Origin of the sequence: Mesorhizobium sp. M7A.F.Ca.ET.027.02.1.1 (genome assembly GCF_004022985.1) — a bacterium.
Lineage (GTDB): Bacteria > Pseudomonadota > Alphaproteobacteria > Rhizobiales > Rhizobiaceae > Mesorhizobium.
In genome coordinates, this window is sequence record NZ_RZOL01000060.1 from 1 (window position 1) to 22,195 (window position 22,195).

The following is a 22,195-nucleotide window of genomic DNA, read 5'->3' on the forward strand; positions in this document are numbered from 1 at the left end:
GCCTTCGCTCAGCAGTTTTTCGTAATCGGTGTGCATGTGGCGGATATGGGCAATCGTCGCCAGCCATACGGCGATGCCCGGCGGCAACGTCTTCATGTGGACCGCGCCGGCGTCGGTGCGGATCTTCTCCATGTCGGCATAGGGAGCCAGCGGCAGAAGAGCGGTCAGCGCCTTGGCGATGGCGCGGCGGCGGCCGGTCGGCGCTGTCATCGCCGGGTCCGATCGGGCTCGTCGCGCCCTTCGATGGTCGCCTCGGCAATAGCGTCGGTCGAGGCGAAATAAGGTTTGATGTCGATGACCGGCGTGCCGTCGAGCACATCGATGGCGTCGAGGTCGATGCGGCCGGTGTGTTGGTCGAGCGCGACGAGCTTGGCGATGTGCAGCCCGATGGGGTTGGGGCGGGCAGGGGAGCGCAGCGAAAATACGCCTTTCGCTTCAGCGGCATGGCGCGGTTTCTGCACAATCAGGTCTCGCGGCGCATGATGCAGCCAGGACAGGATGATGACGTGGCTGGCGCGCTCCAGCCCCTGCAGGCCACTTCGGTAGGCTGCGTCGATGGTCAGCACCGCCTTCTGCCCGGTCTCGCGCGCGGCGCGCATGTTCTTCGGGCAGGTTTCGCGCGTCGTCCATGGCGAGGCAATGCGGCCGATGAAGACGATCCCGCCATCAGGCGGCATCAAGGCCGGATCGTTCTCCAGCCTCTGCTCGCCTTCGCGCGCCTCGAACATCTCACGCGTTTCAGTCATGGTCCACGTCTCTTAAAGCGCACACAAACGGCATTTTCTTGTCCCCAAGCGACATTGCGCTTGCAAGGTCTCGAAAATCGACATAAACATATGTTTATATCTTTTCAAAGAGAATACGCTGATGCATGTCTCGCTCGATACTATGGTGGATACGTTAAAGGCGGCGGCCGAATCCAGCCGATTGCGCATACTGGCACTTCTGTCGCGCGGTGACCTCACGGTTTCCGATCTTACCGAAATTCTCGGCCAGTCGCAGCCGCGCGTTTCGCGGCACCTGAAGCTGCTTCTGGAGGCCGGACTGATCGGCCGCTACCAGGAAGGGTCGTGGGCCTTCTTCCGCCTGTCGGATGCGGATTCCGCGCGGGACTTCGTCATGGGGCTGGTTTCCGGCATTCGCGGCGCCGATCCGCAGGTCGAGCGCGATCTTGAGCGCCTGGCCTCGGTCAAGCGCAAGCGGCAGGACCGCGCGGTCGCGTATTTTTCGGTGAATGCGGCAAGCTGGGACCATATCCGATCGCTGCATGTGCCGGACCGCGCCGTCGAAGCCGCAATGCTGAAACTGGTCGGCAAGCGGCCGTTCCAGTCGATGCTCGATCTCGGCACCGGCACCGGGCGGCTGCTTGAAATCTTCTCGCCGCTTTATCGGCGTGGTGTCGGCATCGACATGTCGCGCGAGATGCTGACCGTGGCGCGCGCCAATCTGGACAAGGCAGGCGTTTCGAACGCGCAGGTTCGGCAGGGCGACATCTTCGCACCGCCGGTCGAGCGCGATGCCTTCGATCTCGTCACCATCCATCAGGTGCTGCACTATCTCGACGATCCCGCCCGTGCCATCCATGAGGCGGCGCGGCTTTTGCGTCCGGCCGGACGCCTGGTCATCGTCGATTTCGCGCCGCATGCGCTGGAATTCCTGCGTGAGGAACACGCGCATATGCGGCTCGGCTTTTCCGACCGGCAGATCGCCGACTGGTTTTCGGAAGCCGGCCTCGATCTTGAAGACAGTCAGGAATTCGAGCCGCGTGGCGGCAACGAGGCCAGGCTCACCGTAAAACTCTGGCTTGGCCGCGACCGGCGCCTCTTGATCGCCGATCCTTCCAACGACACAAGGCAGATAAGGGAAACCGCCTGATGAACCAGTTCCGCTTTTCCCGCCGCCCCGACATTGGCGACAAGGTCAGGGTTTCCTTCGAATTCTTCCCGCCGAAGACGGACGAGATGGAAGCGAGGCTGTGGGAGACTGTGACGAGGCTGGAGCCGCTGAAGCCGAAATTCGTCTCGGTGACCTACGGCGCCGGCGGCTCGACGCGGGAGCGCACCGCCCGCACTGTAAAACGCATCCTGACGGAAACCGCCATTCCTGCCGCGGCGCATCTGACCTGCGTCGGTGCAACACGCGACGAGGTCGACGCGGTCATCCAGGATTACAAATCGATCGGTATCAACCGGTTCGTGGCGCTGCGCGGCGACCCGGCCTCCGGCGTCGGCGGACCGTATCGGCCGCATCCCGGTGGCTACGAGAACGGCGCGGAGCTGGTCGCCGGGCTCAAGGCGATTGCTGATTTCGACATCTCCGTCGCGGCTTATCCGGAAAAACATCCGCAAAGCCCCGATTTCGCCACCGACATCGAGATGCTGAAGCGCAAAGTCGACAATGGCGCGACGCGTGCCATCACTCAGTTCTTTTTCGACAACGATCTCTACGAGCGCTATGTCGAGCGCGTCCGCCGCGCCGGCATCTACATCCCGATCGTGCCGGGTATCCAGCCGGTTCACAGTTTCAAGCAGGTCGCGAACTTTTCCGCGAGGGCGGGCGCGCATGTGCCCGGCTGGCTGGCGGAGCGTTTCGAAGGCCTCGACCGGGACCCGCAGACGCATGCGCTGGTGGCGTCGGCAGTGGCGGCCGAACAGGTGATGGACCTTGTCGAGCGCGGTGTCGGCGATTTCCACTTCTACACCATGAACCGCGCCGATCTGGTCTTTGCCATCTGTCATATGATCGGCATCCGCTCGCACGAGGCGGCGGCCGCCGGATCAGCTGCGGCATGAGAGTGGGTTGAACGACAAAAGGCCGGGAAAAACCCGGCCTTTTGAATTGGTTGGACTATTTGGGTGCTGGTCTTCCCCGCTTTGGCGGTCAGGGAAGGAAGCCCATAATAAGGGCTCCGATAAAGGCGAACGCAGCACAGATCATCAATGCGTTGATAGGCCTCGTAAGTCCCATGACATAGCCTCCTCTTAAAGAGCTATGTCACGGAGTCTAGGTTCATTTGTGCCACAGGCAAGCGGAAAATGTGCTGCATTGCGACGTGATTGTGAAATCCGCGACATGTCTTTTGCCGTTAAGCTTTGAAACTCCTAAGCAAAAACCGGCTTCAGGCCTGTGAATAAAATGTGGCCGACTCGTGTCGCTGCCGTGTCATGGCAGCGCTACCGCTGCGGAAGCCGAATTCAACTTTCGCGATGCGGGGGGTAATTGGGTGGTTAGAGCATCCTTTGCGCGTCCAGTGGACGCGCGGCGCTCTAACGTCGGCCGAACAACCGCCCGTCAATGGTGACGAGGCCGAGCGCGATCAGCACCACGCCGCCGATTTCGAACAGTTCCAGCCGCTCGCCAAGGAACAGGAAGCCGAGCAGCATCGCGCTGGCCGGTACGACAAGCGTGACCAGCGAGGCATTGGTGGCGCCGGCCGAGGCGACGAGGTTGAAATAGAGGATGTAGGCGAAGGCGGTCGACAGCAGCGCCAGTGCCAGCACCGCCGCCCAGACCGGCGGCGAGGCCGAGAACAGGCCGGATGGACCGTAGGTGAAGAGCACGATCGGGATCATGATGATGGTCGATGCCGTCAACTGTCCGGTGGCGATGATCGGCGAGGGCACGCCCCTGAAGCGGCGGGCAACCATCAGCGCGACGGCATAGGACAGCGAAGCCCCGATCAGCGCGAATTTGGCCCAGACCGGGCCGCCGAGCCCGGCAAGCAGGCCGGGGCCGATCATGACAGCCGTGCCGGCGATGCCGAGCGCAATGCCGGCGAGCTTGTTCCAGGACAGCTTTTCGTCCGATGTCAGCGCGTTGGCGAGGATCAACGTCCAGAACGGCGTTGTCGCGTTGAGCACCGAGGCGATGCCGGCTCCGAGCTCCGTCTGGCCGGCGAAGATCAGCGAGAAGGGCACGACATTGTTGGTGAGCGCCAGCAGGAAGAACAGGCCGGCATGCGGAAGCGCGAGGCGAAAGGGCGGGCCACGCAGACCGAGATAGATCTGCAGCGCAATCGCGGCAATGGCGACGCGAAACAGCACCAGCACCAGCGGGGGGAGTTCCGCCACTGCGATGCGCGCGAAGAAGAACGAGCCGCCCCAGATCGCGCCGAGCAGCAGGAGTTGCCCCCAATCCTTGAGCACCATCGGTCCGCGTGGTGCGGATGTCGCGGCCATTGCCATGTGAGTCGCCCTCCCAGACGTATGCCAGTCAGGCAGAAGCCATATCCGGTTCGGAGACAAGGGCCACCCGAAACGTGATTGATGGCAAACGCCTGCCGCCAAGACCTAGCGCCCCAGCGTCAGCCGTACGAGACACAGAATTGTTTTCATTAGCCGCTAGCTTGGATTAATTGTGCGCAGGCTAGATCAAGGATTCGTCGATGCAGCGATTCGAGAATGCCCGCGAGGCGGCACTGGCGCTTCGCCCGGACGATCCGGTCTATTGCTTCCGCCCGCAGGTGCTGATGGCGGATGCCAGGCAGTTCATGGGCATGTTCCCGGGCAAGACCGCCTATGCGGTCAAGACCAATGGCGAGCAGATCGTGCTGAAGACCCTGGTCGAAGCCGGCGTCAAGGCTTTCGACGTCGCTTCGCCGGGCGAGTTCGCCGCCGTGCGTGCCGTCTCTCCCGATGCCGAGATGCTCTACATGCATCCGGTCAAGGCGCAGTCGGACATCAAGCTGGCGCTGGAGAAATACGCCATCCGCGTCATTTCGCTGGATCACGAGGACGAGATCACCAAGCTGACGCGGGTGGTGCGGGCGCTCGACATCGATCCGGGCTCGATCAGCGTGTTCGTGCGGGTGCAGACCAAGGGCCATGCCGCTTACGAGCTGTCGAAGAAGTTCGGCGCCGGGCCGGCCTACGCCGTCGAACTTGCCGAGCGGCTGAACCGTACCGGCTACAAGGTTGGCCTGTGTTTCCACGTCGGCAGTCAGATCGAGGATCCCGACACCTATGAGCGAGCGCTGGCCTCCGCCGATTGGGTGCGCAACCGGCTGACCTTCGATATTGCCGGGCTCGACGTCGGCGGCGGTTTCCCCGCCGAATACGGCCATGACCCCAACCGCAAGCAGATCGAGATGCCGTCGCTCGGCCAGATCATGTCGCGGCTTTCGGGCGATCTGAAAGAGTATCAGTTCGACCAGATGCCGCTGGTGGCCGAGCCGGGCCGCGTGATCGTGGCGCGCTGCCTGTCGCTGATCGTGCGGGTGCTGCTGCGCAAGGGCAAGCGGCTCTACATCAATGACGGCATCTGGGCGTCGCTGTCGGATTCATGGACCGGCAAGATCACGCTGCCGGCCCGCTTCATTCCCGATCCGGCGATCCGCTCGCGCAATGGCGAGGAAAAGAACATCGTGCCGTTCAAGGTCTGCGGGGCGACCTGCGATTCCGTCGACATCCTGTCGCGGCCGTTCTGGCTGCCGGAAACGGTCGACACCGGCGACTGGATCGAGATCGGCCATATCGGCGCCTATTCGCTGTCGCTGAGGACCCGCTTCAACGGCTTTTACCCCGACACCTTCGTCGAGGTGACGACGCCGTTCGACGAGGGCGACGCGCCGCAGGGGTTTGCGAGTTTGGAGACAATGGCGGATTAGGGAATAGGGAATAGGGAATAGGGAATAGGGAATAGGGAATAGGGAATAGGGAATAGGGAATAGGGATAGGGATAGGGATAGGGATAGGGATAGGGATAGGGTGGCAGGCACTGCTTCGGAGTAATTTTCTACTGCCTACTGCCTACTGCCTACAATTTCCCCAGCAGCTCCGGCGTCGGCCAGCCATCCACCGGCAGGCCTAGCCGCATCTGCTCCTTGCGGATCGCCTCGCGGGTGTTGGTACCCAAAATGCCGTCGACAGTGCCGACATCGTAGCCTCTGGCTTCGAGCTTGGTCTGCAGCGCCTTCATCTGCTCGTTGTTGAGGCCGGTCTCGGGATTGCGCGGATCGAACTGTTTTTCTCCCGCCAACCTGGCGGCGAGGTTGGCCGCGGTCAGCGCATAGGTGAAGGACTGGTTCCACTCGAGATAGACGTCGAAATTGTCATAAGCGAGGAAGGCGGGCCCCTTACGGCCCATGGGCAGCGCCAAGCCTGCCTTGAGGCCGTTGTCGACCAGCGGCGCGCCGCTGGGGTAGGTGACGCCCCATTGCGCCCACTGCGACAGCGGCAGCTTGTTGGTGCGACCGGTCTGGTCCCACGGCATGTCTTCGGGCACGCGGACTTCCTGGATCCAGGGCTGGTCGCGTTTCCAGCCGCGCGACAGCACTTTGTTGGCGGTGGTCATGATCACATCGGGCACGCTGCCGCGCAGGTCGATCTTGCCGTCGCCGTCGCCGTCGACGCCGCGTGCCAGATAATCTGAGGGCAGGATCTGCGTCTGCCCGATCTCGCCGGCCCAGGCGCCCCTGACATCGGCCGGCAGCACGCCGCGATCGATCAATTGCAGAAGCGGTATCAACTGAGGCCGAAACAGTTGCGGGCGCCGGCAATCATGCGACAGCGTCACCAGGGCGCTCAGCGTGTGGAAGTCGCCCTGCACGGCGCCGAAATCGGTCTCCAGCGCCCAGAAGGCGGCGATGATCGGCGCCTGGACGCCGAACTGCTGGTCGGCGCGGGCGAAGACATCCGCGTATTTCTTCATGTTCGCCGCACCTTGCTTCAGGCGATAGGCCGAGATCATGCGGTTGGAAAACTCGACAAAGGTTTGGGTGAAGACGCCCTGGGCGCGGTCGCGTGCCAACACCTTGTCGTCGAAGGTTGCCGCTTCAAGGGCGTCGAGACCGGCAGTGCCGACGCCGGCCGCCTTGGCTTCCGCGGCGACGCCCTGCTTCCACGTCTCGAAGTCGCCGCCGCATTCCTGCGCCATCGCCGGCAAGGCCGTGGCACACAGGGTCAGCGCAGCCGCGAGGACTTTGGAACGCAGTCGCATCAGCTTCCTCTCGAAACGAATAGCGGGCAGTTGTTGTGCTCCCCCGGAGGCCCAACGCCCTGAATTGCCGGCGGTTGCACTTTTCACCGCTGGCTGTGTCGAAAAGCAGGCGGCAGGCCCGGTGTCAACGGTTCTTGTGCCGCAGCCCCTTATTCCGCCAGCTTCTCTGCCGTTGCACGGTGTCAACAGTGTTCTGCGGAGCTTCTTATCTCGGACGGACTCGCTGCCGTTGCACCGGTTCAACGGAAGCTCTGCTGGAGTGATTTGATCCATGGCGGTGCTGCCGTTGAACCGGTTCAACGGAAGCTCTGCTGGAGTGATTGATCCAGGGCGGTGCTGCCGTTGAACCGGTGTCAACGGGTGTTCTGCCGCAGCCACTTGTTCCAGGTGGCTTCACTGCCGTTGAAGACGTTGATGTCGGCCTTGCCGGTCATGCCCGGAATGATCCCGGTTCCTGTGTACTGCCAGAATGTGAAGGGGTGGCTGCCGTATTTCTCACGTGGATGGCCGGCGACAGAACGCAGCCAGTACGGATAGCCGCGAAACCCCGCCAGGCCGTTGTCGTCGAAGAAGTCGACCGAGGTGTAGATGATCGGCTTCTTGCCGTAGTGGCGTTCGACGATCTCGAGGAAGGTGGTCATCTCCGCGCGCACCGTGGCGGCGTCGGGACGCAGCCTGCAGGTCGGCGATTGTGGGTTCCATTCCATGTCGAGGACCGGCGGCATCGCCGAGCGATCGACGGGGACGTTGCGGATCAACCAGCGCGCCTGCACGGCAGCCGGGGTGCAGAAATAGTAGAAGTGATAGGCGGCGCGGGGAACGCCCGTAGCTTTGGTCCGGGTCCAATGCTCGTTGAAGTATTCATCGAAGCGATCGCCGCCCTCGGTCGCCTTGATGAAGGCGAAGGAGATGCCGCTGGCCTTGGCCGCCGGCCAGTCGACCGAGGTCTGGTATTTGGAAACATCGGTGCCGTGGACGGCATAGTTCCACGGCGCGCCGCTCTCCCATTCATGCGGCTTGGAATCGGCAAAGCGCGGCGCCCGGACAGTGACCGTCGGGCTGCTCGACGCCGACGGCGACAGTGGCGAGAGATCGTCTACTGTCGAGCACGCGCCAAGCAGCGCTAGCATAATGAGGCCCGCAAGACGGCGCATCGCAATTCCCGAGCCGGATTCAGCCGGTCGCTGATGGGTCTATACCTGATGGCCGGCTTGTGATTGGGCCCCCTCCGAGCGATCGCCCCACAGCATCGCTCAGCATATCCTGTGATCGCCGATCATGGTTGATAATCCGTTGATGGCGCTCGACAAGCATTGTGATTTGCGGAAGCAATGGCGGCAAATCGATGACATAAGGGGTCGCGCAGGGCCCGGAGGAAATAAATGCGGATCGTCGTCAAGATCGTCAGATGGCTGCTTGGTCTGATCGTGCTGGCGGTCGCCGCGCTGTTTGCGTGGCTATACATCGCGCCGCCCGAATTGATCCGCGTCGGTTCCGGCTATTCGGCCAAGATCGTCTGCTCGAATGTCTTCATCGCCGGCCGGGACGCCAATGAGGTGCTGGCCGTCGACGTGCAGGCGCCCGGGCATCCCCTGCTGCGGTTAATGCGTGTTTCGGTGGACAAGAACAGGGGAACGGTGTCTGCCGGCCTGTTCGGGTTCCTCGGCAAGAGCGTCGCTGTCGCCCGCGACGGGCTTGGCTGCGCTTCGGTTCCGGACGGCGATGTCGGCAAGGCGCGGCGGACCGCGACCCAGGCGGAGCCGTCGGCAGCCACCATGGGCGACCTGTGGCCGGAAGGCGAGCGGGTCGAGGCATCGCAGGATCCGGTGATTGCCAAACTGCTGGACGATGCGGCGCTGAACGGCACCGGCATGCGGGCGGTGGTGGTGGTCAAGAATGGCCGCGTCGTCGCCGAGCGCTATGGCGATGGCTTTTCCGCCAGAACGCCGCTGCTCGGCTGGTCGATGACCAAGACGGTGAACGCCGCCATCGTCGGTACGTTGGTCAAGGACGGCAAGATGGCTTTCGACGACAAAAACCTGTTCGCGCCGTGGAAGGCGGACGGCCGCGCCGCCATCAGCCTTGCCGAGATGATGGCGATGTCGAGCGGGCTGGAGTTCAACGAGGATTATGGTGACGTCGCCGACGTCACGCGCATGCTCTATCTCGAGCCGGACATGGCGGGCTTTGCCGAATCCAAGCCGCTGGCTGCAGAGGTCGGCAAACAGTTTTCCTATTCGAGCGGCACGGCGGTGATGCTGTCGCGGCTCTGGCAGGACGCGGTCGGCGACAAGGCCAAGGCGCTGACATGGCCGCGCAACGCCCTGTTCGAGCCGCTTGGCATGCATAGCGCGGTGCTCGAGACCGACGAGCAGGGCACCTTCGTCGGCTCGTCCTATCTTTACGCGACCGCGCATGACTGGGCGCGCTTCGGCCAATTCCTGCTGCAGGGCGGGGTGTGGAACGGCAACCAGATCCTGCCAACCGGTTTCGTCGACTGGATGCGCGAGCCGGCATCCGCCTCGAAGGTCTATGGCAAGGGTCAGTTGTGGATCGAGGCCCCGGGCGATGAGGAAAACCCCGGCGCCGGCGTCGCGGCAGGCCTGCCCAAGGACACGTACTGGATGGAAGGCCATGACGGGCAGACAGTTGCCATCATTCCCTCGGAGCAGTTGGTGGTGGTGCGGCTGGGGCTGACGCCGGCCAAACTCGGCTACCGGCCGCAGACGATGGTGGGGGCGTTGATCAAGGCGCTGCATTAGCGCGGCGCAAACTCTTGCTATGCAGCTGTCGCCAATGGCTTGGCGCGGTCAACTCGCGCCCGCTCGTCGGGCGAGTTCATGACCTGCCAAAGATCGCTGCGGCGCTGGACGTTCAACCAGAAGTCCGGGCTGTTGCCGAACACCCGCGCCAGAATAAGCGCGGTCGCCGCCGTCACGTTGCGGCGGTCGTTGCACAATTCGTTCACATGCTTGCGCTGGACCCCCATCGCCTCGGCCAAAGCCGCCTGCGTCAGGCCAAGCGGCTGCATGAATTCTTCCGTGAGAATTTCGCCAACCGTTGCCGGCTTGCGTGCGGTCATCAACATGTTCTCACCTCATCTATAGCTGTAGTCGTCGAGATAGATGTCCGACGCCTCACCGCGGCCGCCGTCCCAGCGGAAGATCAGCCGCCATTGCTTGTTGACGCGTATTGAATGGAAGCCTTCGAGAATACCGCGCAGCTTCTCGAAATGATTGCTGGGCGGCACACGCAAATCCTGATCGATCATCGCGTCGTCAATCATCTGGAGCTTGCGGCACAAACGGCTTTCGAGATCGGACGGAATGTTGCGAGAATGGGTGTCTTCCACGAAGAGGCCCGCAGCCATTCATCCCTGAAGCCGATGATCACCACATGCTTCCATGCATGTGAGATGTACCGCTCTCGGGGTCATAAGGCAACGTTGATCCAACGGATCGTGGCTGCTTCGCCTTTATGTGCCTTTCCCACGGCAATATTCAGGAAGTGATCTTGATAACCGCCAGCCAGGCATAGCCGCGATAAAGCGTACGGAAACGGAAGCTTGCGCTGGTTCGCCGAGATTCCGATTCCAGCACTTCGCGCAACGATTCACGCGGCGCGACGTGGAATTTTTTCAGCCAGCCGCGCAGCAAGGTCCGGAACCAGCCGGGCAGGCCTTCCTGCTGGCCGAAATCGATGATGTGCAGCGAACCGTTCGGCGACAGGGCGGCAAGCGCTGCCGACACAGTTTTTTCCCAACCGGGGATCATCGACAGCGAATAGGACACGAAGACACGGTCGATGCGTTCGACACCGAAGAGTGCACGGGCATCGAAATCGGTGGCATCGCCCCTTGCCAGCACGACGCGGCCGGACAGGCCCTCGCGGTCGATCGCCTTTCCGGCCGTTTCCAGCATTTCGGCCGAGATATCGAGGCCGTAGAAGCGGGCATCGGGGTAGCGGCGGGCAGCCAGGATGATGTTGCGGCCGGTGCCGCAGCCGAGCTCCAGCACGGTACCACCGACAGGCACGTCGAGCCCGTCGATCAGCCGGTCGCGGCCGAGAAGGTAGTATTTGCGGGTCAGGTCGTAGATGTGGCGCTGCCAGCGGTAGACGCCGTCCATCAATTCGGCATGGTTGGCAGGCAGCTCGGTGGCGCTCATGCCGCGCGCTTCACGTAGAGGTGGAAGCCACCATAGATGGCCGAGCGGTCGCGGGCTGAAAATTCGCGCGAAGCCTGGTCCCGATAATCCCACTGGTCGAGCAGCGAGCTGGAGACACGGCCCGGCAACAGGCTGGGTTCGGCGGCGGTGCGGAAGATGACGCGGGCGCCGGCCGATGCGGTGCGAGTGATTTCCGCCCACAGCGCGTTGAGCTGATCATCGGTCATCCAGTCCTGCGCATCGAGCAGGATGAAGCGGTCGACGGAGCCTGCATCCTTGCCGGCGAGGAATTCGATCAGATTGGCATGGTGGATGGCGACGCGGTCGACATTGCCGCGGATGGCCTCGTAATTCTGTTTTTCGAGATAGGCGGGCAGGGCGGCCTCGCCGGGGTTCGGATAGCGCCGGGCGAAGGCCTGCCAGGCGAAGTAGTTGTTCTCCAGCGGAAAATCGCAAGCGAGCTTTTCCAGCCGGGCTTTCAGCACGCTGGCCATGGTGCCGTCGCCGGAGGTGATCAGCGAATCGTACTGCGCCGGCGGAATGCCGAGGCCGAACAGCGAAGCCTTGCGCGATGTCGCCCATTTCAAAAGCTTCTTGTCGAAGACCGGCGCCAACTCCTCATGGAAGAAGCGACGCTGCTCGCCGATGTTCCTGGCCTGCATGATGGCGGCTGGATTGGCGCCGAAGAACTTTGCCGTGCGATGGCCCATGGCGATGAACAGGCCGAGCAGGCCGGTCTGGTAAAAATTGCGGTCGAACACAGTGATGCGCCTGATACCGCGCCAGTTGCGGCGCTCCCAGTAGTGACGGCTGACAGGATCGAGATGCGGCGCGATGAAACGGTCATACGCTTTCGAATTGTGGCTGGTGTCGGCGGCGCCGAAGAAGCGGAACAGGTCGCCCTGCGATGGCAAATGGCGCACCGCCTCCAGCTTCATGCGGTTCAGCGCGATGTGCGCGGTGTTGAGGTCGACGGCGTCGACCCGTGCCGGCGAGCGGGTGAGATAGGCCAGGATGTTGCAGCCGCCCGAGGCGATGGTGACGACGCGGTGGCCCTGGCCAAGCTGCATCGCCTCCATGTCGACGTCGGGGTCTTCCCAGATCTGCGGATAGACGAGGCCGGAGAAGAGGAAGGCGAACAGCCGCTCCGAAATGCCGGCTTTCGACAGCGGGCGGTTCTGGTAGACGGCCTTTCCAACTTCCTTGCCGCGGCGAAAAACCAGATCTGCGGAAACGTCCGTCATGGCAAGATGATTCCCCGTTTGCTTTGGCGCAAGCGGGTAGCGCAGGGTCATGACAGCCCGGTGACAGCCTGTTGACGCCTTCTTACAGCTTGCCGAATCCCCCCGGCGTCGGCGTCGTCAGGATGACGGCGTCGCCGGCCTGAAGCAGGGTCTGGTCGCAGGCTTTTAGCACGTCGATCGCACCGTCCTTGCGGCGGACCTTGGTCGACCCGACCTCGCCATCGCCGCCACCGTCCAGCCCTTGCGGCGGCCGGTTGCGGTGCGAGGACAGGATCGCGCATTCCATCTTTTCGAGGAAGCGGATGGTGCGCCTGGTGCCGTCGCCGGCGCTCCATTTGCCTTTGCCGCCGGATCCTTCCCGAATGTGGAAATCCTCGAGCAGAACGGGAAAGCGCAGCTCCAGCACTTCCGGATCGGTGAGGCGCGAATTGGTCATGTGGGTGTGGACGCCGGAGGTGCCGGCAAAGCCGCGGCCGGAATTCATCTGGCCGGCCGGCGAGCCGGAGCAGATCGTCTCGTAATATTGGTAGGTCTTGTTGCCGAAGGTCAGGTTGTTCATCGTGCCTTGCGCGTTGGCCATGGCGCCCATGGCGCCGAACAGCGCGTTGGTGACGTGCTGTGAGGTCTCGACATTGCCGGCGACGACGGCGGCGGGGTAGGCGGGTTTCAGCATGCAGCCGTCGGGAATGATGATGTTGATGGGCCGCAGGCACCCGGCATTCATCGGGATCATGTCCTCGACCATGACGCGGAAGGCATAGAGCACGGCCGCTCGGGCGACGGGTTCCGGCGCGTTGAAATTGTTCTTCATGACCGGTGATGTGCCGGTGAAGTCAACGGTCGCCTCGCGCTTTTGCCGGTCGACCGTGATCTTCACCTTGATGATTTGGCCGGTGTCGGTCGGGTATTCGTACTGCGAACTGTCGGGCAGCCGCTCCAGCACGCGGCGCACGCTTTCGGCCGCATTGTCCTGGACATGGCCCATATAGGCCTCGACGACATCGAGGCCGAAATGCGCGACCATCTTGCGCAGTTCCGCGACGCCCTTTTCGTTGGCGGCGATCTGCGCCTTGAGGTCGGCGATGTTCTGGTGCGGATTGCGGGCTGGATAGCGGTGGTCGGTGAGCAGCGTTTCCAGCTCCTTCTCGCGGAATTTTCCGCGGTCGACGATGCGGAAATTGTCGAACAGCACGCCTTCCTCGTCGACCGTGGTGGCGAGCGGCGTCATCGAGCCGGGTGCCGTGCCGCCGATATCGGCATGATGGCCGCGCGAGGCGGCCCAGAACAGGATTTCCTCCCCACTCGAGGGGGAGGTGGCGGCGAAGCCGCCGGAGGGGATCGGATCGACCGGGTTCGACGCTCTTGCGGTGCCTTCTGAGAGGACCCCACCCGGCCGCTGCGCGGCCACCCTCCCCTCGAGGGGGAGGGAAAACACCGGCGTCACCACGGTGATGTCGGGCAGATGCGTGCCGCCATTGTAGGGCGCGTTGAGGGCAAAGACGTCGCCGGGGTGGATGTCGCCGGAATTCAGCCGGATGATGGTTTCGACCGAGCGGTCCATCGAGCCGAGATGTACCGGCATGTGCGGCGCATTGGCGACCAGTGCGCCGGTGCGATCGAAGACTGCACAGGAAAAATCCAGCCTTTCCTTGATGTTGACGGAATAGGCGGTGTTCTGCAGCGTCACGCCCATCTGCTCGGCGATCGACATGAACAGGTTGTTGAAGACCTCCAGCATGACCGGATCGGCCTCCGTGCCGAGCGCTGCCTGCCGGCGCTTCTTCTCGACACGGCGCAGGAGCACATGGTTCCTGGCGGTGATTTCGGCCAGCCAGCCCGGCTCGATGACGATCGTCTGGTTAGGCTCGATAATCAAGGCAGGTCCGGCAACCCTGTTTCCCGGTTTCAGCGCTTCGCGGCGGAAGATGGGTGAAGTGCGCCACTCTCCCTCGGTGAAGATTTCGCGGGTTTGCGAAGGGTTTACGGCAAGGTCTTCGGTTCGTGATTCAGTTTCGTCGCGCCCGGTACCGCCGGTGTCGGTGCCTTCGACGCCGACGGTCTCGACGATCATCGGCTTGTCGTCATAGACGAAACCGAACTGCGCCTTGTGGGCGACTTCAAAATCGCGCCTGGCCTGGAAAATCGAATCCGCCTCGAAATTCACCGGCAGTGTCGTGTCGGTGCCATCATAGCGAATGTGCAGCACCGGCTTCGTGGCGACGGTATCCTCGCCGATGCCTTGCGCCGCGAGTTCGGCCACAACGGCTTTTCTCAAAATGGCAATGAGGTTGCCGATCTCCGTTCTGGACTCTTCGGCAAGCGGTTTCAGCAGCGCTTGCTGGCGCGAGGCAAAGACCGAGGACAGGCCGATGCCATAGGCCGACAGCAGGCCAGAGAAGGGATGGATCAGCACCGCCTCCATGCCGAGCGCGTCGGCGACTAGGCAAGCGTGCTGGCCGCCGGCGCCACCGAAGCAGTTGAGGAGATACTCGGTGACGTCGTAGCCGCGCTGCACGGAGATTTTCTTGATGGCATTGGCCATGTTCTCCACGGCGATGGTGACGAACCCTTCGGCGACAGTCTCGGGCGACCGCCCATCGCCGATTTCGGCGGCGAGTGCCGCAAATTTTGCTCGCACCGTCTCGACGTCGAGCGGCTCGTCCTGGCCGGGTCCGAATATAGCCGGAAAGAAATCGGGCTGCAGCTTGCCAAGCATGACGTTGGCGTCGGTGACGGCGAGCGGGCCGCCGCGCCGGTAGGCTGCCGGGCCGGGATTGGCGCCAGCCGAATCCGGTCCGGCCCGGAAGCGACCGGCCTCGTAATGCAGGATCGAGCCGCCGCCGGCGGCGACGGTATGGATGCGCATCATCGGCGCGCGGATGCGCACGCCGGCGACCTCGGTGTCGAAGGCGCGTTCGTATTCGCCGTCATAGTGGGCGACATCGGTGGAGGTGCCGCCCATGTCGAAGCCGATGACCTTGTCGAAGCCGGCGAGCCTGGCTGTCTCGACCATGCCGACGACGCCGCCGGCCGGTCCTGACAGCAGCGCATCCTTGCCCTGGAACATGTCGGCGGCGGTGAGACCGCCCGACGACATCATGAACATCAGGCGGGGCGACTGGCCGATCTCCCCCACGAGGGGGGAGATCGGCGCCGCGCCCAACTCTCCCGCCACCCTTTGCACGTAGCGCGACAGGATTGGCGACAGATAGGCGTCGACCACCGCGGTGTCGCCGCGGCCGACCAGCTTGATCAGTGGCGAGACCTCATGGCTGACCGAGACTTGGGCGAAACCAAGTTTGCGGCAGACTTTTGCCACCGCCTTCTCGTGGTCGGGGTATTTCCAGGCGTGCATGAAGACGATGGCGACCGCATCGATGCCATCGGCCCTGGCCTGTTCGATCGCCGGCCTGCAGGCGGCGATGTCGAGCAATTGTTCGACGCGGCCATCGGCGCGCACGCGCTCGTTGATTTCGACGACGCGCTCGTAGAGCTGTTCGGGAAGGATGATCTCCTTGGCGAAGATGTCCGGACGCGCCTGGTAGGCGATCTTCAGCGCGTCGCGAAAGCCCTTGGTGATGAGCAAAAGCACGCGGTCGCCCTTGCGCTCCAGCAGCGCATTGGTGGCGACTGTGGTGCCCATCTTGATGTCGCCGATCAGGCCGCTTGGGATCGTGTCGCCGGCCGACAAGCCAAGAAGGTCCCGAATGCCCTGGATGGCAGCATCGTTATAGGCTTCGGGGTTTTCGGAGAGAAGCTTGCGCGGGTGCAGCCCGCCTTCCGGATCTCGGCCGATCACATCGGTGAATGTGCCGCCGCGGTCGATCCAGAAATCCCATTTTTCGGTCATGACAGCCCCTGGCGCTTTTACGTTCGATCGGTGGTTCGGCACATTCTGTTAGTTCGCCACGGCCTGAGCGGCAATCGCAAATGAACCAGACGATGTTACATGTCGAAACGCAACGTTACGAAACTCATGGCCGTCTGACGCATTTGTCCTTCGACCGCTCACGGCAACGTGAGCGTGTGTTGAAGGAGAGACAAATGAAAACGCTCATTCTCGCTTCCGTTTCCGCTCTGGCCTTGCTTGGCGTCGCCGCCTGCAGTGACAGCGGTACGGACAATACCACTACCCAGAGCACCAATCCGCCGGCTGCCGAGGAACCGATGAAGCCGGCTACTCCGGAAGCCACGCCGCCGGCCGCGACGCCTCCGGCAACGGATAATTCTACCACGAAGAGCATCACACCCGAGAAGCCTGCCGAGCCGGCTCCGGCAACACCAGCTCCTGCGCCCGCGCAGTAGTGAGCAAGCAGTACTTCGTGTGATGAATGAGAAAGGTCGGCTCGCGCTGGCCTTTCTCATATTGTCCGAGCGCCATGGCGTTGGAGTCCGATCGATTTGTCGCGCAAAGCCTGCGGCACTGTCCCGGCTTGATAGGAGCGGGCGGTGGCTCTAAGAAGCAGGCCATGTCCATTTGGGATCGCCTCGGCGAATTCATCACCCGCGTTTCATCCTCAGCCTCGTCGGGTGTCGCCGACGTGGTCGAGGCCGTGCGCACGGTTTTCGCCGGCGATGCGGATTTGCGCCGGCGTGTCGCCTTTTCGGTGGCGATGATCGCGCTGTCGGCCAAGATGGCCAAGGCCGATGGTATCGTCACCCAGGACGAGGTGCGCGCCTTCCAGGAAATATTCGAAGTGCCGCCGAAGGAGACGCGCAATGTGGCGCGTCTGTTCGATCTCGCCCAGCGCGACGTGGCCGGTTTCGAGACCTATGCCGAGCGGATGGCGCAGATGTGCGGTTCCGGGCATTCCAATTGTGTGATGCTGGAAGACATACTCGACGGTCTGTTCCACATCGCCAAGGCCGACGGGCTGGTGCACGAGCGCGAAGGCCATTTCCTGCACCGCATCGCCGAGATTTTCCGCATCGACGAAGCGCATTACGAGACCATCATGGCGCGACATGTCAACCTGGGCGCCGGGGATCCTTATGTCGTGCTTGGCATCGAGCGCGGCAAGCCGTTCGAAGAGGTCAGGAAGCGCTATCGCAAGCTGGTTTCCGACAATCATCCGGACCGGCTGATCGCGCGCGGCCTGCCTCAGGAATTCATCAAGATCGCGACCACCAGGGTGGCGGCGATCAACGTTGCCTACGAGATGATCGAGCGGGGCCTGCGCCACGCATGAGCGGCTTTCTGCCCGACGAGCCACGTGCCGAAGTCAGGGTATCGCCGAATTTCGGCCCGCGGCGCGAGACGCCCAGGCCTGACATGATCGTGCTGCACTACACCGGTATGGCGACCGGCGCCGGGGCCGAGGCCTGGCTTTGCGACCCGGCCAGCGAGGTCTCGTCACATTATCTCGTCCACGAGAATGGCCATATCGTGCAGATGGTCAGGGAAAGCGACCGCGCTTGGCATGCCGGCAAGAGTTCGTGGTTCGGACGGGCCGACATCAATTCCTGTTCGGTCGGCATCGAGATCGTCAATCCAGGGCATTCGCTGGGCTATCCCGGTTTTCCCCGGCGGCAGATCGATGCGGTGATCGCGCTGTGCCGTGGGATCGCCGGTCGGCATTCGATCGCCGCCGAGCGGGTACTCGCGCATTCCGATGTTGCGCCGGGGCGCAAGATCGATCCCGGCGAGAAGTTTCCGTGGCGGACGCTGTTCGAGGCCGGTGTTGGCCATCTCGTGGCGGCCGCGCCCGTCAGGCGAGGCGCAACTCTGACAACCGGCGATACCGGCGGCGATGTCGAAGCGCTGCAGTCGATGCTGGCCCTCTACGGCTATGGCGTTGAAATATCCGGCATTTTCGACCGGCAGACGGAGGCGGTGGTCGAGGCCTTCCAGCGTCATTTCCGGCCGCGCAAGGTGGACGGCGTTGCCGACGGCTCGACGCTGCGGACGCTGCAAAGGCTGCTTGCTTCCGTGAGGCGCTGACCCCCGGGAGAGCCTCTCTCAAGCAATTCTTTCCCATCCTTAAGTTACAAGCTGTCACTCAAAGTGACTTGCCTGGCCTTGTTTGACACCAATTCGGGCGTCAAACGGCTGACGTGTAGATGTCGGACCCCAAGCCCCCCGGGTTGTTCCGACGTTGGTTAGGCGTTGCTGCGCGAACATCTTCGCGCGGTTCAGACAGAACAGGATCACATGCAGAAATTTACCGTTTTAACGGCAGCTCTTGCTGCCGGTGTAATGACTTTTGCCTTCAGTGCGGCGCATGCAGCATCATTCAGCCCGCGGGCCGATCAAGGGTTTCCCGTGGTATCCGCGAAAAGCGGCAAGGCAGGCCACGACGCCAAGGCAACAAAGCGGGCTTCCGCCAAAGCGGAGACGAAGCGGGCTTCCGCGAAAATGGAAAAAGCAAGCTGGTCCAAGCCGAAGAAGTCCGCCAGAAAGCAGACGAAGCGTGGCCGAAAGACCATCGACATGACGAGAACAGCGTCGATCGGAGTCCAGAACGCGGCGGCATCGACGGCGGCGGTGGCCAGCAGTGGGCAGTATTCCGCTATCGTTGCCCGCTATGCGGCGATCGAAGGCGTGCCGGTGTCGCTCGCCACGGCGGTCATCCAGATCGAAAGCAACTACCGGCCCAACATCGTCGGCGGCGCAGGCGAGATCGGCCTGATGCAGATCAAGCCGGCCACGGCTCGGATGATGGGCTATAGCGGCTCCGCAAAGGGCCTGTTCGATCCCGACACCAACATCAAATACGGCATGAAATACCTTGCCATGGCGCGGAGCCTCGGCGGCGGCACGACCTGCGGCACGATTCTGAAATACAATGCCGGACACGCCGCAACGCGGATGAACCCGGTGTCGGCCGCCTATTGCGGCAAGGTCAAGGTGCAGATGGCTGCGCTTGGATCGCCCGCATAAGTCTGCTTTTTCGTTTGCGTTTTCGGGCGTGAACCCCTTTATACGCTCTGCCAGCTGGCTGGGCGGCCGCACCCGCAAACGCCGAAAGGCCGCGGGTGAGGAAAGTCCGGGCTCCATGGAAACACGGTGCCGGTTAATGGCCGGCGGGGGCGACCCCAGGGAAAGTGCCACAGAAAGCAAACCGCCACGATCCGGCTTGCCGGATTCGGGGCAAGGGTGAAAGGGTGGGGTAAGAGCCCACCGCGCGACTGGCAACAGGAGCGGCACGGCAAACCCCACCGGGAGCAAGACCGAATAGGGGCGGTGCGAGGGGAAACCCTCGAGGGCTGTTTCCGGCTCACCGTCCGGGTAGGTTGCGTGAGGCGCATGGCAACATGCGCCCAAGATGAATGGCCGCCACGTTCTCGCCCCGCAAGGGGCGGGGGCCATACAGAACCCGGCTTACAGGCCAGCTGGCAATTTCTCTCCCCCGATATCAAGAGAAGTCTCTTGAATTCAGCAGGTTGCGCCCTCGGGCGCGCCTGTTGATTCAAGCCTGCCCGGCCGTTCATCCGTGCGAGCGAGAGTCGGCCATTGCTTGAAACCGGTGCGATTAAATCGTACCGTGATCGGGAAATGGTATCGGGAGCCTCTCATGGGACAGGTCGACAAACGCAGCATCACGCTGTCGCCGGAACTGGCGCAGGCGGTGGATGATGTCGTCGCCGCCGGCGAATATGCCTCCGCCAGCGAAGTGATCCGCGATGCGCTGCGGCAATGGAAGGATCGGCGCGATCTCTTCGGCTATACGCTCGATGAGTTGCGCAAGCTGGTGCAGGAAGGGATAGACAGCGGGCCGGGACGATTTGCGTCGATGGATGAAATCAAGGCCGAGGCGCGGAGGCGCTTGCGATCTGACGACGCAGCATGAATTCGCTATTCATCGTCCGGAACGCGCGCGCAGAAGACGATTTGATCGCGATCTGGCTTCATGTTGCACGCGATAGCGAGGTCGCAGCGGATAGGTTGCTCGATCGCATCGAGGCACGGTGGCAGCAACTGGAGACCTATCCCTTCTCCGGCGCGCCGCGCGATGACATCGCGCCCGGCATCCGTCATCTGCTCGTTGGCGACTATCTCACCTTGTATCGTGTAGGTGACGACGCGATCGAGATCATTCGTGTACTGCACGGCCATCGCAACATAGAAGCCGACGATCTCGGCCCGTGATCGGTCCGGTCAGCCGCCGATCTTGTCCAGCGACGTCTCGATTGCCTTACAGAGCTCTTCCACCGGCTCGCAGCCGACCGAGAGGCGAACGAAGCCGGCGGCAACGGCATCGCCTCGCTTCAAGCGCCGCTCGGCGGAGGTGTGGACGCCGCCGAAGGATGTCGCGGCCTGCATCAAGGCGCAATTGTTGATGAAATCCTCGGCCTTGTCCTCCGAGGCGAGCTCGAAAGAGATCAGAAAGCCGAAGCGCTCCATCTGGGCACGGGCAAGGTTGTGCGACGGATCGCCTTCCAGTCCGGGATAACGCAGGCCGCTGATTGCCCGGTGGCCCTGCAGCCGCCGCGCGATGACTTCCGCCGAGGAACACATGCGATCGAAGCGCACATCCAGTGTCTCCAGGCCGCGATGCACCAGCCAGGCTTCGAATGGTCCGGGAATGCTGCCGGAAACTTCGCGCCAGCCGGTCACGGCGGCGATGATCTCGGCATTGCGGCTGGCGACATGGCCGAACAGCACATCTGAATGGCCGTTGGGTGCCTTGGTGTCGGCGGCAACGACGATATCGGCGCCATGGTCGAGCGGCCGTTGGCCGAAGGGTGTCATGGTCGTGTTGTCGACGACAAGGATCGCGCCGGCTTTGTGAACAGCATCGGCAACGGCGGCGATATCGCAGATATCCAGCCCCGGATTGGCAGGGGTTTCGACAAAGGCGAGGCGATAGCCATCGAAGCCGCCGTCGAGGAAGGTCGAGGTAGGCCTGACATCGTAGACGATGCCGAGCGGCTTGAGGAAGCGATCGGCCAGCGCTCTTGTCGTGTGGTAGCCGTCCGATGGCAGCAGGATACGGTCGCCAGTCTTGAGCACGGCAAAAAACGCCGCCGAGATTGCCGCCATTCCTGAAGGGAAGGCGACGCAAGGCGCGTCCTCCAGATGGGCCAGCATATGTTCGACCGCGTCCCAGGTCGGGTTGCTGAATCGCCCGTACTGGTTGAAACCGGTGGCGTCGCCGGGCGCATGAAAGATGGCGGCCATGGTCAGTGGCAGGGGAATGGAATCGCCCATGGCAAGCCCGCTGCGACGCAGGTGAGGAAGCGCTGCAGCGCGTGACTTTGCAGTTTCGGACATCGAATTTCCAACCCTGTTTGCGACCGGCGATATGTGGCGAGACGCTATGCCCGGCAGCGGCGCGCGGCAAGGCGCGTCCGGTTGGGCCAGGCGGCTCTAAACGGTTCGTTAGGCTTAATAGACCATAAAGACGAGACGTGTCGGCGAGGCTGCTCTCATTGGTCGCGGCGCGCGTGTTTGTGAAGCCTAATCCCGTTGACGCCCATAGTGCCCCATGATATCCCATCTAGACATCAAAGCCTTCGTTCCGTGTCAGGGTAAAGCGTACGCCAATCGGGCAGCCGCGGCGGCTGCGCGTTTGCCGGTTTTTGCCCGTGCGGATGAGGCTGATGCGGGGCAGGGAGCGCGCTGCGGCGGCGCGTGCGACAAGATGGAGAGGGGTGCGGCGGCGCAAGCGGCTGTAGCGTTTAATGGACCGGTTTCTGTCAAACACGGTGAGCAGGATCGATGCGAAGGGACGGGTGTCCGTTCCCGCGCATTTCCGTGCGGTCGTGCAGAAGCGCGGCTATTCGGAACTCTATGCGCTGCGCTGCCTGGATCTGCCGGCGATGGATGTCGGCGGGCTCGATCTGCTCGACCGCTACGAGGAGCGCATCGCGCTCGAGGATCCTTTCCTGCAGACGGCGGACGATATG

General features: G+C 62.8%; 20 protein-coding genes, 1 other RNA gene and 2 pseudogenes. 12 read left to right on the forward strand and 11 right to left on the reverse strand.

The genetic code is table 11. The annotated features are described in order from the left end of the window. Both EN749_RS09815 and tsaA read right to left on the reverse strand, forming a co-directional pair. Nucleotides 1–210, reverse strand: a 210-nt coding sequence (locus tag EN749_RS09815) for a DUF2293 domain-containing protein (RefSeq protein WP_128363027.1), incomplete at its 3' end; no start/stop codon positions are given. Next, on the reverse strand, nt 207–746 hold the full coding sequence (tsaA, locus tag EN749_RS09820) for a tRNA (N6-threonylcarbamoyladenosine(37)-N6)-methyltransferase TrmO (RefSeq protein WP_128363028.1): 540 nt from the start codon (nt 744–746) through the stop codon (nt 207–209). The genes EN749_RS09815 and tsaA, both read right to left, overlap by 4 nt. Nucleotides 747–867: 121 nt before the next feature. Between tsaA and EN749_RS09825 the strand changes: the two genes are divergently transcribed. Further along, on the forward strand, nt 868–1,875 hold the full coding sequence (locus tag EN749_RS09825; protein ID WP_023813166.1) for a metalloregulator ArsR/SmtB family transcription factor: 1,008 nt from the start codon (nt 868–870) through the stop codon (nt 1,873–1,875). After that, entirely contained in the window at nt 1,875–2,792 is a 918-nt protein-coding gene (metF, locus tag EN749_RS09830) for a methylenetetrahydrofolate reductase [NAD(P)H] (protein ID WP_127331126.1), read from the forward strand. Before EN749_RS09825 ends, metF begins: the two co-directional genes overlap by 1 nt. Nucleotides 2,793–3,266: 474 nt before the next feature. Here metF and EN749_RS09835 read toward each other — a convergent pair whose 3' ends face one another. Continuing rightward, entirely contained in the window at nt 3,267–4,184 is a 918-nt protein-coding gene (locus EN749_RS09835; RefSeq protein WP_128363029.1) for a DMT family transporter, read from the reverse strand. A 200-nt stretch (nt 4,185–4,384) separates the two neighbouring features. Between EN749_RS09835 and EN749_RS09840 the strand changes: the two genes are divergently transcribed. Then, entirely contained in the window at nt 4,385–5,605 is a 1,221-nt protein-coding gene (locus EN749_RS09840) for an alanine racemase (protein WP_013530936.1), read from the forward strand. 149 nt (nt 5,606–5,754) lie between these two features. Here the strand turns inward: EN749_RS09840 and EN749_RS09845 are convergent, their stop codons facing one another. Continuing rightward, nucleotides 5,755–6,936 (reverse strand): lytic murein transglycosylase, encoded by a 1,182-nt coding sequence (locus tag EN749_RS09845; protein WP_023813162.1) that lies wholly within the window; start codon nt 6,934–6,936, stop codon nt 5,755–5,757. A gap of 353 nt (nt 6,937–7,289) precedes the next feature. Next, nucleotides 7,290–8,090, reverse strand: coding sequence for a GH25 family lysozyme (locus tag EN749_RS09850; protein WP_128363030.1), 801 nt, complete (start codon nt 8,088–8,090; stop codon nt 7,290–7,292). A gap of 228 nt (nt 8,091–8,318) precedes the next feature. On the opposite strand from EN749_RS09850, the gene EN749_RS09855 reads away from it, so the two are divergent. Next, a complete protein-coding gene (locus EN749_RS09855) occupies nt 8,319–9,698 on the forward strand; it encodes a serine hydrolase (protein ID WP_127809980.1) in 1,380 nt (459 codons plus the stop codon). Between the two features lie 17 nt (nt 9,699–9,715). Here EN749_RS09855 and EN749_RS09860 read toward each other — a convergent pair whose 3' ends face one another. From EN749_RS09860 to EN749_RS09880, 5 genes and pseudogenes are all read right to left on the reverse strand, one after another. Next, complete coding sequence (locus EN749_RS09860) at nt 9,716–10,024, reverse strand: HigA family addiction module antitoxin (RefSeq protein ID WP_023813159.1); 309 nt, start codon at nt 10,022–10,024, stop codon at nt 9,716–9,718. Nucleotides 10,025–10,033: 9 nt separating this feature from the next. After that, nucleotides 10,034–10,329 (reverse strand): annotated as a pseudogene (locus tag EN749_RS09865) (type II toxin-antitoxin system RelE/ParE family toxin). Nucleotides 10,330–10,436: 107 nt separating this feature from the next. After that, nucleotides 10,437–11,102, reverse strand: a complete 666-nt coding sequence (locus EN749_RS09870) for a class I SAM-dependent methyltransferase (RefSeq protein WP_127809981.1) — start codon at nt 11,100–11,102, stop codon at nt 10,437–10,439. After that, nucleotides 11,099–12,397: a DUF3419 family protein gene (locus EN749_RS09875; RefSeq protein WP_128363031.1), complete on the reverse strand. Its 1,299-nt coding sequence runs from the start codon at nt 12,395–12,397 to the stop codon at nt 11,099–11,101. The genes EN749_RS09870 and EN749_RS09875 overlap by 4 nt, the downstream gene beginning before the upstream one ends. A gap of 31 nt (nt 12,398–12,428) precedes the next feature. Next, nucleotides 12,429–16,196 (reverse strand): hydantoinase B/oxoprolinase family protein, encoded by a 3,768-nt coding sequence (locus tag EN749_RS09880; protein ID WP_128363032.1) that lies wholly within the window; start codon nt 16,194–16,196, stop codon nt 12,429–12,431. A 194-nt stretch (nt 16,197–16,390) separates the two neighbouring features. Here EN749_RS09880 and EN749_RS09885 point away from each other — a divergent pair, with 194 nt between their 5' ends. The 7 genes from EN749_RS09885 to EN749_RS09915 all read left to right on the forward strand — a co-directional run bounded on the left by EN749_RS09885 (nt 16,391) and on the right by EN749_RS09915 (nt 20,435). After that, nucleotides 16,391–16,651, forward strand: coding sequence for a hypothetical protein (locus tag EN749_RS09885; RefSeq protein ID WP_128363033.1), 261 nt, complete (start codon nt 16,391–16,393; stop codon nt 16,649–16,651). A 164-nt stretch (nt 16,652–16,815) separates the two neighbouring features. Then, complete coding sequence (locus tag EN749_RS09890; RefSeq protein ID WP_127268668.1) at nt 16,816–17,535, forward strand: DnaJ family molecular chaperone; 720 nt, start codon at nt 16,816–16,818, stop codon at nt 17,533–17,535. After that, the gene (locus tag EN749_RS09895) at nt 17,532–18,287 is read left to right on the forward strand and encodes an N-acetylmuramoyl-L-alanine amidase (protein ID WP_127809984.1); all 756 of its coding nucleotides are present in this window, start codon (nt 17,532–17,534) and stop codon (nt 18,285–18,287) included. The genes EN749_RS09890 and EN749_RS09895 overlap by 4 nt, the downstream gene beginning before the upstream one ends. A 210-nt stretch (nt 18,288–18,497) precedes the next feature. Then, complete coding sequence (locus EN749_RS09900; protein WP_127809985.1) at nt 18,498–19,226, forward strand: transglycosylase SLT domain-containing protein; 729 nt, start codon at nt 18,498–18,500, stop codon at nt 19,224–19,226. 50 nt (nt 19,227–19,276) lie between these two features. Then, nucleotides 19,277–19,686, forward strand: an RNA gene (gene rnpB / locus EN749_RS09905) — RNase P RNA component class A. Nucleotides 19,687–19,860: 174 nt separating this feature from the next. Further along, the gene (locus tag EN749_RS09910) at nt 19,861–20,136 is read left to right on the forward strand and encodes a type II toxin-antitoxin system ParD family antitoxin (protein WP_027034949.1); all 276 of its coding nucleotides are present in this window, start codon (nt 19,861–19,863) and stop codon (nt 20,134–20,136) included. Further along, on the forward strand, nt 20,133–20,435 hold the full coding sequence (locus tag EN749_RS09915; RefSeq protein ID WP_127809986.1) for a type II toxin-antitoxin system RelE/ParE family toxin: 303 nt from the start codon (nt 20,133–20,135) through the stop codon (nt 20,433–20,435). Before EN749_RS09910 ends, EN749_RS09915 begins: the two co-directional genes overlap by 4 nt. Nucleotides 20,436–20,444: 9 nt before the next feature. Here EN749_RS09915 and EN749_RS09920 read toward each other — a convergent pair whose 3' ends face one another. Continuing rightward, entirely contained in the window at nt 20,445–21,560 is a 1,116-nt protein-coding gene (locus EN749_RS09920; protein ID WP_127809987.1) for a cystathionine gamma-lyase, read from the reverse strand. Nucleotides 21,561–21,970: 410 nt separating this feature from the next. On the opposite strand from EN749_RS09920, the pseudogene EN749_RS38705 reads away from it, so the two are divergent. Continuing rightward, nucleotides 21,971–22,195 (forward strand): annotated as a pseudogene (locus EN749_RS38705) (transcriptional regulator MraZ); the annotation flags it as partial.

Bases quoted from the DNA above. Each gene is read 5' to 3' on its own strand.
- tsaA (WP_128363028.1), bottom strand. From the start codon at position 746: ATGACTGAAACGCGTGAGATGTTCGAGGCGCGCGAAGGCGAGCAGAGG.
- EN749_RS09825 (WP_023813166.1), top strand. From the start codon at position 868: ATGCATGTCTCGCTCGATACTATGGTGGATACGTTAAAGGCGGCGGCC.
- metF (WP_127331126.1), top strand. From the start codon at position 1,875: ATGAACCAGTTCCGCTTTTCCCGCCGCCCCGACATTGGCGACAAGGTC.
- EN749_RS09835 (WP_128363029.1), bottom strand. From the start codon at position 4,184: ATGGCAATGGCCGCGACATCCGCACCACGCGGACCGATGGTGCTCAAG.
- EN749_RS09840 (WP_013530936.1), top strand. From the start codon at position 4,385: ATGCAGCGATTCGAGAATGCCCGCGAGGCGGCACTGGCGCTTCGCCCG.
- EN749_RS09845 (WP_023813162.1), bottom strand. From the start codon at position 6,936: ATGCGACTGCGTTCCAAAGTCCTCGCGGCTGCGCTGACCCTGTGTGCC.
- EN749_RS09850 (WP_128363030.1), bottom strand. From the start codon at position 8,090: ATGCGCCGTCTTGCGGGCCTCATTATGCTAGCGCTGCTTGGCGCGTGC.
- EN749_RS09855 (WP_127809980.1), top strand. From the start codon at position 8,319: ATGCGGATCGTCGTCAAGATCGTCAGATGGCTGCTTGGTCTGATCGTG.
- EN749_RS09860 (WP_023813159.1), bottom strand. From the start codon at position 10,024: ATGTTGATGACCGCACGCAAGCCGGCAACGGTTGGCGAAATTCTCACG.
- EN749_RS09870 (WP_127809981.1), bottom strand. From the start codon at position 11,102: ATGAGCGCCACCGAGCTGCCTGCCAACCATGCCGAATTGATGGACGGC.
- EN749_RS09875 (WP_128363031.1), bottom strand. From the start codon at position 12,397: ATGACCCTGCGCTACCCGCTTGCGCCAAAGCAAACGGGGAATCATCTT.
- EN749_RS09880 (WP_128363032.1), bottom strand. From the start codon at position 16,196: ATGACCGAAAAATGGGATTTCTGGATCGACCGCGGCGGCACATTCACC.
- EN749_RS09885 (WP_128363033.1), top strand. From the start codon at position 16,391: ATGAAAACGCTCATTCTCGCTTCCGTTTCCGCTCTGGCCTTGCTTGGC.
- EN749_RS09890 (WP_127268668.1), top strand. From the start codon at position 16,816: ATGTCCATTTGGGATCGCCTCGGCGAATTCATCACCCGCGTTTCATCC.
- EN749_RS09895 (WP_127809984.1), top strand. From the start codon at position 17,532: ATGAGCGGCTTTCTGCCCGACGAGCCACGTGCCGAAGTCAGGGTATCG.
- EN749_RS09900 (WP_127809985.1), top strand. From the start codon at position 18,498: ATGCAGAAATTTACCGTTTTAACGGCAGCTCTTGCTGCCGGTGTAATG.
- EN749_RS09910 (WP_027034949.1), top strand. From the start codon at position 19,861: ATGGGACAGGTCGACAAACGCAGCATCACGCTGTCGCCGGAACTGGCG.
- EN749_RS09915 (WP_127809986.1), top strand. From the start codon at position 20,133: ATGAATTCGCTATTCATCGTCCGGAACGCGCGCGCAGAAGACGATTTG.
- EN749_RS09920 (WP_127809987.1), bottom strand. From the start codon at position 21,560: ATGTCCGAAACTGCAAAGTCACGCGCTGCAGCGCTTCCTCACCTGCGT.